General features: G+C 54.8%; 12 protein-coding genes. 5 read left to right on the forward strand and 7 right to left on the reverse strand.

Annotation, left to right across the window (positions count from 1 at the left end):
• Positions 1-119: 119 nt before the first annotated feature.
• The gene (locus E3E25_RS09400) at positions 120-485 is read right to left on the reverse strand and encodes a hypothetical protein (RefSeq protein ID WP_167893177.1); all 366 of its coding nucleotides are present in this window, start codon (positions 483-485) and stop codon (positions 120-122) included.
• A gap of 110 nt (positions 486-595) precedes the next feature.
• Complete coding sequence (locus E3E25_RS09405; RefSeq protein ID WP_167893011.1) at positions 596-1,426, reverse strand: DMT family transporter; 831 nt, start codon at positions 1,424-1,426, stop codon at positions 596-598.
• A gap of 126 nt (positions 1,427-1,552) precedes the next feature.
• Here E3E25_RS09405 and E3E25_RS09410 point away from each other — a divergent pair, with 126 nt between their 5' ends.
• Genes E3E25_RS09410 through E3E25_RS09420 form a run of 3 tightly spaced genes read left to right on the forward strand, consistent with a single transcriptional unit; the run spans position 1,553 to position 4,195 of the window.
• Entirely contained in the window at positions 1,553-2,080 is a 528-nt protein-coding gene (locus tag E3E25_RS09410; RefSeq protein ID WP_167893012.1) for a 4Fe-4S dicluster domain-containing protein, read from the forward strand.
• A 4-nt stretch (positions 2,081-2,084) separates the two neighbouring features.
• A complete protein-coding gene (locus E3E25_RS09415; RefSeq protein ID WP_167893013.1) occupies positions 2,085-3,953 on the forward strand; it encodes an aldehyde ferredoxin oxidoreductase family protein in 1,869 nt (622 codons plus the stop codon).
• A gap of 20 nt (positions 3,954-3,973) precedes the next feature.
• Entirely contained in the window at positions 3,974-4,195 is a 222-nt protein-coding gene (locus E3E25_RS09420) for a MoaD/ThiS family protein (protein WP_055429907.1), read from the forward strand.
• Here E3E25_RS09420 and E3E25_RS09425 read toward each other — a convergent pair whose 3' ends face one another.
• Positions 4,196-4,504 (reverse strand): hypothetical protein, encoded by a 309-nt coding sequence (locus tag E3E25_RS09425; RefSeq protein WP_167893014.1) that lies wholly within the window; start codon positions 4,502-4,504, stop codon positions 4,196-4,198.
• 124 nt (positions 4,505-4,628) lie between these two features.
• Here E3E25_RS09425 and E3E25_RS09430 point away from each other — a divergent pair, with 124 nt between their 5' ends.
• Complete coding sequence (locus E3E25_RS09430; RefSeq protein WP_167893015.1) at positions 4,629-6,365, forward strand: glycoside hydrolase; 1,737 nt, start codon at positions 4,629-4,631, stop codon at positions 6,363-6,365.
• Between the two features lie 151 nt (positions 6,366-6,516).
• Positions 6,517-6,705, forward strand: coding sequence for a hypothetical protein (locus E3E25_RS11520; protein WP_206204694.1), 189 nt, complete (start codon positions 6,517-6,519; stop codon positions 6,703-6,705).
• On the opposite strand, the gene cca is transcribed toward E3E25_RS11520, so the two are convergent.
• The 4 genes from cca to E3E25_RS09450 all read right to left on the reverse strand — a co-directional run bounded on the left by cca (position 6,628) and on the right by E3E25_RS09450 (position 13,284).
• Positions 6,628-7,995, reverse strand: a complete 1,368-nt coding sequence (gene cca / locus E3E25_RS09435; RefSeq protein ID WP_167893016.1) for a CCA tRNA nucleotidyltransferase — start codon at positions 7,993-7,995, stop codon at positions 6,628-6,630. The genes E3E25_RS11520 and cca overlap by 78 nt on opposite strands.
• 9 nt (positions 7,996-8,004) lie before the next feature.
• On the reverse strand, positions 8,005-8,559 hold the full coding sequence (gene thpR / locus E3E25_RS09440; protein WP_167893017.1) for an RNA 2',3'-cyclic phosphodiesterase: 555 nt from the start codon (positions 8,557-8,559) through the stop codon (positions 8,005-8,007).
• A gap of 39 nt (positions 8,560-8,598) precedes the next feature.
• Positions 8,599-9,060, reverse strand: coding sequence for a phosphoribosyltransferase (locus E3E25_RS09445; RefSeq protein WP_167893018.1), 462 nt, complete (start codon positions 9,058-9,060; stop codon positions 8,599-8,601).
• Positions 9,061-9,192: 132 nt separating this feature from the next.
• On the reverse strand, positions 9,193-13,284 hold the full coding sequence (locus tag E3E25_RS09450; protein ID WP_167893019.1) for an adenosylcobalamin-dependent ribonucleoside-diphosphate reductase: 4,092 nt from the start codon (positions 13,282-13,284) through the stop codon (positions 9,193-9,195).
• Positions 13,285-13,317 lie beyond the last annotated feature (33 nt).

The following is a 13,317-nucleotide window of genomic DNA, read 5'->3' on the forward strand; positions in this document are numbered from 1 at the left end:
ATAAGGTTTTTGGATGGAGAACTGCAGAATATAGGGTTGTGCCCTCCCCGACCGACCCCAGGTCACTTCTCCCAGGGGCGTGAGGGGGAGGGCCCGGTTGAATTTAGGGTGAGGATGATTTAAACCTGACGCTCCTCCTCGGGCTCGCCCTTCCTCCTGCTCTCGTTCTTTATGACCTGTCTCACGTAGTCTATGAACTTCCTGACCTCTTCAAGGTCTTCTTCCGGGATGTCGGCTATCTTCCTGTTCTTGGTCTTGTAGGTGAGTAGCTTTAGAAGTGCAAGCCTCCCGAGGGCGGTCCTGGTGCTTATCTCCCCCTCCTTCCAGTCGTGCCAGATGGCGTTCGCTATCCCGTAGAACTCCGGGATGCTGTCGAGGCCGGGAGCATTGACGTCTATGACCTCCTTTCCGAGGTACTTGTAGCGCTTCTCCTTGTCCTCCTTTGAGAACTCCTTAGTCCGCTCCTTGATGTACGCGTGCACCATGGCCACCACCCCCGGAGAATAATTCTCCCCAAGAATTTATTAACCTTTTGTTTCTAAACGTCCATCAAAGATCGCGGTAGGAACGGGGAAGATTTCAATTGATTCCAGTGTTAATCTTGGTTCCTGACCTCGTTCCATATTCCCGCCATTATCAGCGCCGCGCCCAAGTACCCCTTGGCGCTTAGGATCTCTCCTATTGTTAAGAACGCCGCTATATGCCCGAATATCGGCTCGGCGGAGTAAATCAGCGCCGCCTTGTGGGCCTTCGTGTTCCTCTGGTGTTTCACCTGGAGGGTAAAGGCTATCACAGTGGCGAAGATTGACGTGTACAGCACCCCCGCCCAGGGCAGCGGTTCCTTGGGAACGATGAAGGGCTCAAACAGGAGGGCGAAGGCCAGCGAAAAGACAAAGTTCCAGGTTATCTGCCAGAAGGCTAAGCTGAGGTAGTCCTTCTCTCCAAAGCGCTGGACGAGGACTATCTGAAAGGCAAAGCTGAGGGCGCAGAGAACTGTAAGCAGGTCACCGTAGTTGAAGTTTAGGCTGGCTCCTGAGATCAGGTACAGGCCGGCGAGCGCTATCCCAAGGGAAGCCCCATCCCTGAGATTCAGCCTGTCCCCGAGCAGGAAATACGCTATGAAGGGCGTGAAGACTACGTAGAGCGAAGTGATGAAGGCGGAGTTTGAGGCGGTGGTGTATTTGAGACCCACTATCTGGAAGCCGTGGCCGAAGAAGAGTGTCAGCCCGAGGATGAAGCCCTCCCTGAAAGTCTCCCGCCTCAAAACCTTCGAGCGGAAAAGGAGGAGCATGAGGAGCGACGCTATGCCGAAACGGTAAGCCAAAAAGAGTATTGGGGGCAAATAGTCGAGGCTAACCTTCATGGCCGGAAAGGTAAACCCCCATATTGCGGTGATGCCGAGGAGTACGAGCTCGGAGCGGTTCATCGCCGTCTGTAGTCTGCCCTCGTTTATAAGGCCTTCCCTTCGTATAAACTTACATCTTCACGTTTTTACCTTGGTTTCACAAGAGTTATATAGATGAAGTTCCAACCATGGAATCAGGTGTTCCCGATGGGTGATGAAGCGGTGGAGAAGATTTGGATTCTGATAACCCCTGACAAGTGCAGCGGCTGCAGGCTGTGTGAAATCGCCTGCTCCCTGGAGCACGAGGGCATAATCTGGCCGGAAGCATCGCGTATAAGGATATACGAGCTCCTTCCGGGAGTCAACGTCCCCCACACATGCGTCCAGTGCCCCGACTACCCGTGCGTAAAGGCGTGCAACTTCGATGCGCTGAGCGTGGATGAGGCAACGGGTGCCGTTCTCGTCAAGGAAGAAAACTGCACCGAGTGCGGGGCGTGTGTTCTGGCGTGCCCCGGCAACGTCCCGAGGATTCCGGTGGGCAAGGGAAGCGTGGTAATCTGCGACCTCTGCGGAGGAAGTCCAAAGTGCGTCGAGGTCTGCCACGAGGCCGGGCACGATGCCCTAACGCTGGTGAAGGGCCAGTACCGCTCCGTCTACAGAACCTTCGCGAAGGATCCGGTTGAGAAAAGCGTAGAACTGGCGAGAAAGCTTTACGGTGAGGAGTTCCCGGGGTGATATCATGTACGGCTACGCTGGAAAGCTTCTGGACGTTGATCTGAGCACTGGAAAGGTTAAAACCGTCGAACTAGATGAAGAAATGCTCCGCTTCTACGGCGGCAGGGGGCTCGGCACGTACCTCCTGTGGAGGGAGCTTGGAGAGAGGTGGGAAAAGGTAGACCCCCTCGGTGAGGAGAACCTCCTGCTGATCCTCACCGGCCCGCTGACGGGCTACTACCCGGGAATAAAAACGTCTGTGGTAGCCAAATCACCGGAGAGCAACGGGATCGTTGGCAGCGTCCTGAGCAGTGAGGTGGGGATAGAGCTCAAAGCGAGCGGTTACGACGGGATAATAATCCGCGGGAGGGCGAAGGAGCCTGTTTACCTCTTCATAAACGACGACGAGGTAGAGATACGCGACGCCTCAAAGTACTGGGGAATGGGCGGCGTCGAGCTCCACAAGACCCTCCTCAAGGAAGTCCACGACGAGCTCAGGAAGAAGGCCAAGCTGAAGGGCGTTCCCAAGGAGCCCGCCATGATGTACATCGGAAGGGGTGGAGAGAAGAAGGTGCGCTTCGCCGCCATAATGAGCAAGCTTATGCACGCTGCCGGCTACGGCGGCTTCGGTGCGGTGATGGGGAGCAAGAACCTCAAGGCGGTTCTGGTTAAGGGCAACAAGGCCCTGCCAAAAGTCCACGACCCAGAGAAGTTTAAGTCCATGCTCCGTGAGTTCCAGAGGGAGCTCTTAACCCTCACCACCTTCCGCCAGTGGGGAACCGGTGCCGGTGGCTACAGCGTAGGGAAAGACCGCTCAAGTCAGCCGGTCAGGAACTGGCAGGAAGAGTACCACGACGACGAGAGGATAAGTGTGGTGAACTTCGAGCTGAAGGCCTGGGTCAAGAAGTACTGGGCCGACTACGGTTGCCCGGTCAACTGCATGAAGATATCCTACCTCCGCTACGGCGAGTACAAGGGGTCGATAACGGACGCGCCTGACTACGAGCTGATGGCCTACATGGGCACGAACCTGGGCATCTTCGAGCCCGAGAAGGTCGTCTACCTCTCCTACCTCGTCGATGAGCTTGGCCTCGACGGCATAAACGCGGGCAACGTCCTCGGCTTTACAGCGGAGCTTTACCAGCGGGGGATCCTGACGGAGGAGGACATAGGCTTCAAGCTTGAGTGGGGTGATGAGAAGGCCTTCGCAAAGCTTCTTGAACTTATAGTGGAGAGGAAGGGCATCGGGGAGGTTTTAGCGGAGGGAACCTACAGGGCCGCTCTCAGGATTTCCGAGATGAAGGGTGTTGATGCCCTCAAGTACGCCGTCCACGTCAAGGGCATCGGCGTCGGTGCCCACGGAATAAGAAGCGACCTCGACTACACGAGGGACATAAGCTACGCCGTCTCAGTTCAGGGCGGCGACCACACGGCGACCGCTGGTTTGCCGGCGAGGAGCTACGAGGGCGAGCTGGTGAATGCCTTCTACGACTCGGCCGTTATCTGCATGTTCACGACGAGGCCGGGCTTCGAGAGGATCATAGAGTTCGGAAACGCGGTTACGGGCTTTGATTTAACCCCTGAGAAGTGGTTCAACGAGACCGGCCTGAGGATAATCCACCTCCAGAGGATTCTGCTCCTCCTCGGTGGGCCGGATGTTTACTGGGGGCCAGAAGACGACGACAACCCGCCGAGGTTCTACGAGCCCCTCCCGACCGGACCGGTCAGAGGCAAAGCGCCGAGCAGGGAGGAGATAATGGCTAAGGTGAGGCAGTACTACGAGGAGGTTGGCTACGACGAGCATGGAATCCCGAGGGAGGAAGTCCTGGAAGAGCTCGGCCTTGGGGAAGCAAAGCGCGAAGTCAGGCGCATAAGGAAGCGCCTCGGCCTTTGATTTCCTTTTTGGTGGTGGCTATGAAGGTGAGGCTGGTTCTCTACGGCGAGCACGCCTTAAGGCACGGCTCTAAACTTGAGCTCGAAGTTGAGGAGGGCAAGACCGTTGGGGAACTGCTTAGGGAGCTCGGGATAAGCACGAGTGAGCACCACATACTCGTGAATGAGATAAAGGTCGATGAAAGCCACGTCCTAAAAGACGGCGACGTCCTTAAAATCCTCCCCGTGGTCTATGGAGGCTGATCACTCCCCGGGCCCGTGGATGCAGGACATGTTCATGGCTAAGAGCATCTCGACGAAACCGCTTTCTAGGTTTTCCTTTATCTTGTCTGCCAGCGATTTGAACTCGTCCAATGTGAGTGGCCTCTTCGTTTTAAGCCACTTGATCTTCCCATCGTTCTTGTCGAGTATTACTATCTCCCCCTCCGTGATCAGGGGCACGTAGTTCATCTTTATCCCGTAGAGCTCCTCGGCAAAGGCCAGCTTGGCCCTCATGAGTTCGAGGTAGTTAGCCAGGTCTTCGCCCAGAATCTTCCTGAATTCGCGCTCCATCATCCCACCGCCGGTATCTCAATGCACAGGTTTATTAACCTATCGGGCAGGTGTGGGTAAAAATGTCCTTTAATTCTTCCGAAATTCAAATAAGTGCCGGCGATGTATCACTCCCGGTGAGATAATGGAGATGAAGTACGCCCACCACTTCCACGCCTACCAGCCAGGCGACATAGTTTACGTTAAAGACGGCGACGGGAGCAAGTCCATCGAGTACGAGGAGAGGAAGAGCCCCGTCGCGATAAGAATCCGCGGAGAAGAAGTTAGGGGTGAGAACTGGACACAGGCGATGCTATATTCCTACGAGCACATAGCTGATACCCTCTCGCTCATGACGGGGGTCAGCATTGACATAGAACCCTTCACGTTTCTGATGCTCCTCCGCTACCATAAAAGCACTTTCGAGGACGCCGTTGAACTTCTCAGGAGGTTCGACGCCGTTCCGACGACGCCTTTCCACCCGATAGTGCCCCATCTCGATGAGTTTGAGCAGAGAATCCTCGCGAGGGTCTCCTTCGACTTCTACGCTCCGCTGATTAGTGATAAGCCCGTAATCGGCTACTGGCTCCCCGAGGCCGTGATAACGAGAAGAACCGCCGAGATCATCGAGTCCTCAACGGACAAGAAGCTGGTCTTTCTCCTCGACGAGAGGCAGCTCCTCTACGACTTCCCCCAGGCGAAGCACTCCTGCAACCGCTACGGCAACTCCTTCGTCTTCGGAAGGGAGTGGGGCATAAGCGACGCCTTTGCCTTCAACACCCTCGACGTTCCCGGTCTGGTCTCGGCGACCCTATCCCATCGCGACGACCACAAGGAGAACCTCGGCGTCCCCTATCTAATCTTCACGGCCAGTGACCTTGAGAGCCTTCTCGGCAATCCGGCACAGCTCGACCGCTTCACCGCCTGGATGGAAGGGCTTGAGGCGAACGGCGTCGAGAGGGTCTCGGCTATGGAGTTCGTGAGGAGGAAGCTCTCCGGGGAATACAGGCGCCTTAACGGCGAGTGCTCCTTCGAGATTGGGGTTAAGGACTACTCAGCCTGGAGCGACTACTTTGACCTGAGCACCGACGGCAAGACTAGCGACTCCAGATGGCTTGGCTACAGAAGAGCCGACGGAAAGGTCTTCGCAAGGGAAGTAAACGGCAGGAAGATTTCTCAGCTCTGGAAGGTCGCCTTCACGAGGCTCTTTGAGGAGCTGAACAGGACTGTCAGGTTAGGTGTTCTGAAGGGCCTCAGAAACCTTGGGGTGGAGTTCCCAAACGCCCAGGAGTTCCTCGTCCGCTACGCGAGGATTTTCTTCAGGGGCTACTACGACCACTTTGATATGGAAACGTCCCCCGATTACGTTCTCGAGCCGGCCAACGGGGATAGGAATGCTTTAAGGCTCGGAAGGGCCTACTATCTCATGCTCCTCGCCAACCACTCCTGCCCGCGCTTCTGGGAGAACCTGGACACGCGCGTCGCCTTCGGCAATGTCTCGGTCATGGCCAAGGCTCTCATCGAGCTTATGGAGTACTTCGACGGTGATGGACTCCAGAGCCTCTTCGTGGGGTCATACCTAAGACTCCTCAACTTCGAGGGTCTCTACCACCTGTGGAACCTTGGAGCGATGCCTTCTCTGGAGGGCTGGGAGACTGATGAGAGAGCGTGGCTCGATGCGCTGAAACCCGAGGTCCCCAACAGCGGCTACAACGTCGTCACGAGAGCAGCTCTTTACGTTGGAAAGCGCGATTTGAGGGGCGAGCTCAGGACCCTGATAGGGCACTACAACCTCGACTGGGCCGTAGCGGACACGGGCCATATACCGGGAGAGGTTCACGGGCACTGGGAGAACAGAGAGTGGTGTGAGCACAGGTTATAGGGTTATGAAATTTTCCGAGTCTCTTACTTTAGGTTTCCTAATTTTATTAGCCTAATGCTTAAAAGCATTGAGGAATATACTGGTGGTACCTGCCGGGTGGGAGGTGGATGTATTGGGCAGAAAAAGGGGGAACAAAGACAGGGGTGAAGAAGTGCCTCCCTTTGCTTATCTACTGGGCAAACTTGGTGGAAAGGAGTACCTGAAGCTCAAGCGCATACTCAATGACGCCGAAAAGAAGGGGATTGGGAAGAAGACCCTTCTGCTAGCCCTTCAGGTTCCACTTCTCTCTGCTCAGGAAGAGGTAGGCCTCGTCCTCCAGCTCCTTCGGGACGTAGTTTAGAAGGACGTCCGCCCCCCTAATCGCTTCCCTTACACCCTTTCCGAGCGCCACCTGGTTCTTTTCAATGAGCTCAGTTATGACGTCTATGACGTTTTCCTTAACCCTTTTCTCCGCGAAGAGCCTCTTCCCTATAATCCACACCCGCTCGTTCTTCCGGTAGAAGTCCCAGCCCCTCTCCGTGAAGAAGTCCGGGCCGGGCTTTATCTTCACCCTCTCCCTTTCCCTGCGGTCCACTTCCAGCATTATGAACGCCTTCCCCGAGGAACGCCCGACGTTCCAGCCGAGGACGTTGAATCCTTCCCTTGAAAGGGCCTTCTCAAAGCCCCTCGCGCTCCTCTCCAGCTGGGGAAGGAGTATGTCCTCCACCATGTCCGGGGCCTGAAAGACCAGCGTCACGAGGTGCGTCCCCTTCCTCCTCAGCTCCCCGAGATAGCTCCCGCTTTTCCTATTCTCTGGGAAGAAGAACTCCCTTGAGGGGGTTTCCAGGAACTGATGGGCCTTGAAGTAGAAAAAGCCATAGCGCTCCCAGCCCAGATTGGCGGCAACATTACGCCTCGGGTCAACAGGGTCTATGACTATCAGGGGCCTGTCTGTTTCTGCCTCGCGTCTGACCGTTTTCATGGCTAGCTCATACTCCCGCTTGAGCCAGTTACCGGGGTCGATTATCTTCTGCCTCAGCATGAAGTCGGCGTTTTTGAGGACGTCCAAGAAGGAGCCGTATTTGATAACGAGGATCTCCGCGAGATATCCAGAAAAGCCCCGGATGTATATCTCGCTCCCGTATGCTCTAATCCCCTTCAGAAAGCGCTTGAGGAGCCTCACTTCATCGTTCCTGTCCCCAAGGTTTTCGAGAACCCAGCGGTTGTGGAGTATCGAGCGGTCCACGGCTGTTCTCACGTCCCTCCAGCTCTTCACGTCGTAGCAGGGCACTAAATCAACGCTGACCCCCCTGTATCTCGCCCGAACGTATGGATGTTCCGCGTAGGCGATTTCGTAGGAGTCGAGCTTCTCCGCGATGGCTTTGCCGAGTTCCAGACCTTTTTCCCGGAGCTCTTCGAGGGGGATGTCGGGAGGGAAAGCCAAGAAAAGGTCAACGTCGTGGTCTCCGGCCAGGTAGGTGTCCTTGGCTAGGGAACCAACGAAGTAGGGCTTAACGTCGAGGCCCAGGCTTTCGATGGTTTCCTCTGCTATGGCCTTCAGTTCCATCATCAGGCCTTCCACGAAGGCCCTCTCCTCCTCGGTTGGGCTTATTCTCGGGAGAACTTTTTGAAGCACGGCCTCGGCGTCCATTTCTACACCTCACCCGGCCAGCTCGAACCTCGCGACGGTCTCATAGATTGGGCCCTTTGGAGTCAGCGTGCTCTTCTTCAGCTCTATGGCTTTAACCTCAAACTCGCCGAAGTCTTCATTGGCAAGGTCTTTGAGCGCCATCGCCAGCTCAACCTTATCGCGCACGAACTTCACCCTGCCGATAGTTATGTGCGCCACGAAGTCCTTGTCCTTTTTGAAGCCCAGGCGGCGCATCTCCTTCTCCACATCGGCCGCTATCGCCTTTATGCCCTCGTCGTTTTCTATTCCAGCCCAGATGACCCTAACATAGTTCGGGTTCGGGAAGACGCCTATACCCTTAACGCGAACGCGGTGCTTCTTATGTTTTTTAGCTATCTCTGCTAAAGCCTTCTTGACCTCTTCTGCCGTTGCCTCGTCAATCTCCCCCAGGAACTTGAGCGTTAGGTGGAAGTTCTCGCGCTCGACGAACTTTATCTTTGCTGACTTGCTCCCTATTCTCTCCTGGGCCTTAAGGAGGTTGTCCCTAACGCTATCGCTAACCTCAATGGCTATGAACGCCCTCATACCACCACCGAGAAAAGTTGGGGGGAGGGGTTAAAGAAGTTACTCCCTCACCACAACCGGGAACTCCTCCCAGGGGAAGACTATCCACTTGTCGGTGCGGAAAACGTAGAAGTCTGGCACAACCTTCGTCCAGGGCTTCATGCTGAGGCAGGCCACCTTAACCTCGCTCGCCCCGGCCTTCTTGACCTCCTCGATGACGACTTCGAGGGTCTTTCCCGTGTCGCTGACATCATCAACGATAACGACCTTCTTGCCCTCCAGGGAGCCGTGGAGAGGGATGGTTATGAGCGGCTTCTCCATCCTCTCCTCGATGTCCTTGTAGAACTTTACATCTATCACCTTGACCTCCAGGTCGCCGAGGATGTGGCTGAGCCTCACAGCCGGGATGAGCCCACCTCTCGCTATGCCGACTATGACGTCGGGTTTATACTCCCTCAGCCTGTCTGCGAGCGCAAAGATGGCCCTGTCAATCTGCCACCAGGTGAGGTAAACCTTGTCCATGTTAACACCTCCGAATAGCGTGAGTTTTGATTCTCGTAACTTAAGGCTTTCGGGTGATGGATAGAAGTTAAAGTCCTTCGCTTAAAAAGCCTCCGTTAGCAGGAAAATGTCAAAATCAAGAAAAGGTGGGGATCAGCTGATGACACACTTGCTCCAGCCGCAGCGCGGGCACGTTGCACAGCCGCTTTCCATCTTCAGCTCAACGAGTTCCCCATCCTGCTCGTAGCAGACCGGACAGTAGGCAACGCCGAGGAGCTCCTTTATCTTTTCCTCAGGCACGTCCGGCTTCTCGGAGTGGTGGGGGTGCTCGTGCCTCGGTTTTGCCGCAACGGGTCTGCTTATCGAGAAGGTTATGCCTGCGCTCTCGGTTTTCTCCTTCCCGTTGGTGCCGTTGAGTATCGCTTCAACGTTGATGAACTTCGAGAGCCAGGGCTCGGCTTCAACGACGGCTTTAAGCTTCTCCACCGCATAATCGCTCGGCTTGGCCTTGACGCGCTGCTTCTTCTCGCCCTCAACGCTGTAGACCTGCACCGAGAGCGAGCCGTCGCGGTAGACGGTTATTCCCTTGCAGCCGAGCTTGTAGGCGAGGAGATAGGCAGCTTTAACGTCCTCGACGGTGGCGTCGTTCGGCATGTTGATGGTCTTGCTTGCTGAGTCTGTCAGCCAGAGCTGGATGTTCGCCTGGGCCAGGATGTGGTCGAGCCAGTGGATGTCCATCGAGGTGACGAAAACGCGCTGCACCTCCTCCGAAATCTCCTCCAGGCCCTGAACCGAGCCGTAGTTGTCGCTTATCTTCTTCAGTATCTCGTCGCTGTACAATCCCCTCTTCTTCAGCTCCGCCTCGAAGACCGGGTCAACGTAGTAGAACTCTCCAACTGTAACGCTCTTCTTGTAAACCAAAGCGAATATGGGCTCGATTCCGCTGGAGGTGTCGGCTATCATCGAAACCGAGCCGGTCGGCGGGCACGTGGTGACCATTCCGTTTCTAACTCCAAACTTCTTAATCTCTTCGGCCAGCTCGTCCCAGGGGAGGTTCCATATCTCGCGGTGGTAGAAGCCCTCAACCGGCAGTTCGCCGTCCTTGTATCTGCTCTTCTCGTAGAGCGGGAAGGGCCCGCGCTTCTTCGCGGCTTCAACCGAGTATTTGTAGGCGTAGAAGGTGAGGTATTCGGTCGCCTTCCTCATGAAGTCGTAGCCCTCTTTGCTGTTGTAGGCTATGCCCAGCTTGAAGAGGGCATCGGCAAGGCCCATCATGCCGACGCCTATCCTTCTCGTCAGCTTGGTGTTCCTGTCTATCTCGGGGAGCGGGAACTTGTTCACATCGATGGCGTTGTCAAGGTACTTGGCGACCTTTTGAATGACATGGGCGTACTCGTTCCAGTCAAAGTAGGGCTCTCCGTTCTCGTCGTACTTCACGAACTTTGCAAGGTTAATCGAGGCCAGATTGCATGATTCGTAGTCGTAGAGCGGTTCTTCCCCGCATGGGTTGGTCGCGCGGATTTTCTCGCCCTTTGCGGGCTCTAGAACGTTTCTTTTGTTGATGACGTCGAAGAACACGACACCGGGATCGGCCTTCGCCCAGGCCATGAAGGCGAGTTCTTCAAAGAGGCTCTTGGGGTCGATTTCCTTTGCCCTCTCGCCCGTCCTCGGGTTGACGAGCGGGTATCGCTTGCCCTCTCTCAGCGCCTCCCAGAAGTCGGCCCATATTCCCACGCTTATGTTGAAGTTGCTCAGAACATTGGTCCCGACGTTCTTTTCCTTGGCGTGGATGAACTTCTCTATGTCCGGGTGCCAGACCTCAAGGATGCCCATGTTCGCGCCCCTTCTAACGCCGCCCTGCTTGATGACGTCGCTGACTGCGTCTATGAGGTGCATGAAGCTGACGGGCCCGCTCGCTGCCCCTGCAGTTGAGCCGACAAAGTCGCCCTCGGGGCGGAGCTTTGAGAAGTTCAAACCTGTGTTGTGGACGAAGACCATTCCATTCTCGCCGGCGAGGTAGTTCTGGTAGTTCTCCACGGTGAGGTCGTAGAATGTCTTTGGCTCGTTGGTCGTGCTTATCTCCTTGACGACTTCGAGACCCTCAATGAGGTGGAGCATCTCCTTGACTTCCTCACTACCGGTCACGTCGTGGAGCTTTCTAAGCATCTTCACGAGAACGGCCTTTGAAACCCTTCCCCGGGTGTGCCACTGCCCAAGGGATATCTTCTCGTTCTCTATGATGGCCAGTGTTTGGCTTCCGTTCGTCTTGAACTCCACGCCGTACTTCGAAGCCCATTGCTTAAACGCCTCAAAGCTGAGCGGAAGGCCAAAGGTCCCTCCCTTATGTTCGCTTAGGAGCTCTTCAAGTTTCCTTCTCTTCTCGGCGTTCTGGAGGTTCTTTCCTATAAGCTCGTGGAACCTGAGGAGCGACGAGTACTCTTCAACGTGAACCACGTAATCAACGCCATCCTTCCTCGGTTTCGTCCGCATTCTCGCTTTTATTCCAAGGGAATTCAGGTAGTGTGTGATGTCGTCTATTAGACTTTTGTTTACCATGCCGAGTTCAATGCCCGGTTTGCTGTTTACGTGTCCTTCGGCATCAAAGAGGCCTGCTATGAACGATAGAACTGCATCGGAACCGCGTTTGAGTATCTCCTGGGGGATTCCGTTCTCGATGTCTCCCAGAAGTTTCAGGTAGTGGGAGGTTATTTCCTTTGCCTTTATGTCGATGTAATAAATGTTCCTGTCCCTCTGAATGCTGTACCTCTTTCCAAAGGTTTTTTCGAGGTAGTTGTTTATTATGTCAAAGGTCTCGACCCGGTAGTCGTATATCCTCAGCCTGTCGTAGATGTACTCGTGCCCCTTGACGTGCGAATGGTATTTGTCGAAGCTTCCATCGCCTGCTATGAAACCAGCGAGCCAGTAGTCAAAGAGGAACTCATAGTTCTCTTCCTGGGACATTCCCCCCACTAGGATATCCCCTTCCTTAAGCTCGTCCGCTCTCTTTTCGATTACATTAAAATCCGGTGTGATGACAAAGAACGGGTGCCACGGTGATGTGAGAATCTTCGTGCCTTTGTTGGTCTGTATCTCGTACTTGGTCACCTCCTCACCAAGCTCGTACTTCCAGAGGACTTTGACCTTTCCTTTGGTGACTCTCCTCGTTGCTGGATCGAAGGATTTTACGTATATTGGGACCTTTTCAACCTTTATTCCCCAGCGATTGTATTCCGGGTCGTAGAACTCGCCGAGGTGTTTATAGAGTTCGTACATCTCGGCCATTGTGGTGAGGTGCTCTTCACCTTCGTTCTCGAACAGTATCTTGGCGTTCCCGTCTATGCATCCCCCGCCCATCTTCTGTATCATGGCCACATCATGCGCTGCCTTCATGATGCTCTCCATGTCATCCTCTATTGGCACGACAAAGCATGCTGAGAGCATTCCGAGGGGCCTGCCGGAGTTGATCAGCGCTGGAGTGTTGGGCATGAATATCTGGCCCGTCATCAGCCTGAGGTACTCCTCCACTTCGTCCTCGTAGCGGTCGAATGCGCCGTTCTCGAGCATTTTTATTACATCGTCGATTGAAACCTTCATCTGGCCCTTCTCGGCAAGCTCGCGGTAGAGGTTGAGGAGCCTCTCGAAGTGGTACTTGTTGAGCTTGAACCTTCCAATGGAGAGCTTTCCGTCGTACTCATCGAGGGCTTTCAGGTATTCCTCTATCCTGCCCAAGTCCTGCTCGTGGTTTCCGTTTTTGTCAAAAACGCGCTCGTCGTAGAGCAGGTCTGGGATGACTGAGAGAACCGCGACGCGCTCGAAGAGCTCCCGGGGGCTCTCAACTATCTCCCCCTTCTCGTTCTTTATCAGGTAGCGGGAAGCTAAGACACGGAGAGCGTTGATTGAGAAGCGCTTGTCTATCTCATCCAGCTTGTCCTTGTTGAGGATTTTCTTCTTTTCCTCCCTTATCTCGGCCTTCTTCTTGCGGTAGAGTATGTAGGCCTTTGCGACATCGAAGAGTCCGGCGCGCATGAGTTCAAGTTCTACTATATCTTGAATGTTCTCTATGTGTGGGGTTTGGCCGTCGTACAGCTCGTTGACTCTCCTGACGACCCTTCTAACGACTTTGTTGAGGAGCTTTTCGTCGCGGACGCCGACTTCAAGCATTGCCCTTTGTATAGCCCATTTTATACGCTCTTTATCGAACGGGACAATTCTGCCGTCCCTTTTCATCACTTTTTCAACCGGCATATAAACACCCCTGACATACAGCTGTTTATCGTT

Origin of the sequence: Thermococcus sp. MAR1 (genome assembly GCF_012027305.1) — an archaeon.
Classification (GTDB): domain Archaea; phylum Methanobacteriota_B; class Thermococci; order Thermococcales; family Thermococcaceae; genus Thermococcus.

What these genes read in the sequence shown, in the direction of transcription:
- E3E25_RS09415 (WP_167893013.1), top strand. Translation starts at nt 2,085, where the DNA reads ATGTACGGCTACGCTGGAAAGCTTCTGGACGTTGATCTGAGCACTGGA.
- E3E25_RS09425 (WP_167893014.1), bottom strand. Translation starts at nt 4,504, where the DNA reads ATGGAGCGCGAATTCAGGAAGATTCTGGGCGAAGACCTGGCTAACTAC.
- E3E25_RS09445 (WP_167893018.1), bottom strand. Translation starts at nt 9,060, where the DNA reads ATGGACAAGGTTTACCTCACCTGGTGGCAGATTGACAGGGCCATCTTT.
- thpR (WP_167893017.1), bottom strand. Translation starts at nt 8,559, where the DNA reads ATGAGGGCGTTCATAGCCATTGAGGTTAGCGATAGCGTTAGGGACAAC.
- E3E25_RS09450 (WP_167893019.1), bottom strand. Translation starts at nt 13,284, where the DNA reads ATGCCGGTTGAAAAAGTGATGAAAAGGGACGGCAGAATTGTCCCGTTC.
- E3E25_RS09400 (WP_167893177.1), bottom strand. Translation starts at nt 485, where the DNA reads ATGGTGCACGCGTACATCAAGGAGCGGACTAAGGAGTTCTCAAAGGAG.
- E3E25_RS09410 (WP_167893012.1), top strand. Translation starts at nt 1,553, where the DNA reads ATGGGTGATGAAGCGGTGGAGAAGATTTGGATTCTGATAACCCCTGAC.
- E3E25_RS09420 (WP_055429907.1), top strand. Translation starts at nt 3,974, where the DNA reads ATGAAGGTGAGGCTGGTTCTCTACGGCGAGCACGCCTTAAGGCACGGC.
- E3E25_RS09430 (WP_167893015.1), top strand. Translation starts at nt 4,629, where the DNA reads ATGGAGATGAAGTACGCCCACCACTTCCACGCCTACCAGCCAGGCGAC.
- E3E25_RS09405 (WP_167893011.1), bottom strand. Translation starts at nt 1,426, where the DNA reads ATGAACCGCTCCGAGCTCGTACTCCTCGGCATCACCGCAATATGGGGG.
- cca (WP_167893016.1), bottom strand. Translation starts at nt 7,995, where the DNA reads ATGGACGCCGAGGCCGTGCTTCAAAAAGTTCTCCCGAGAATAAGCCCA.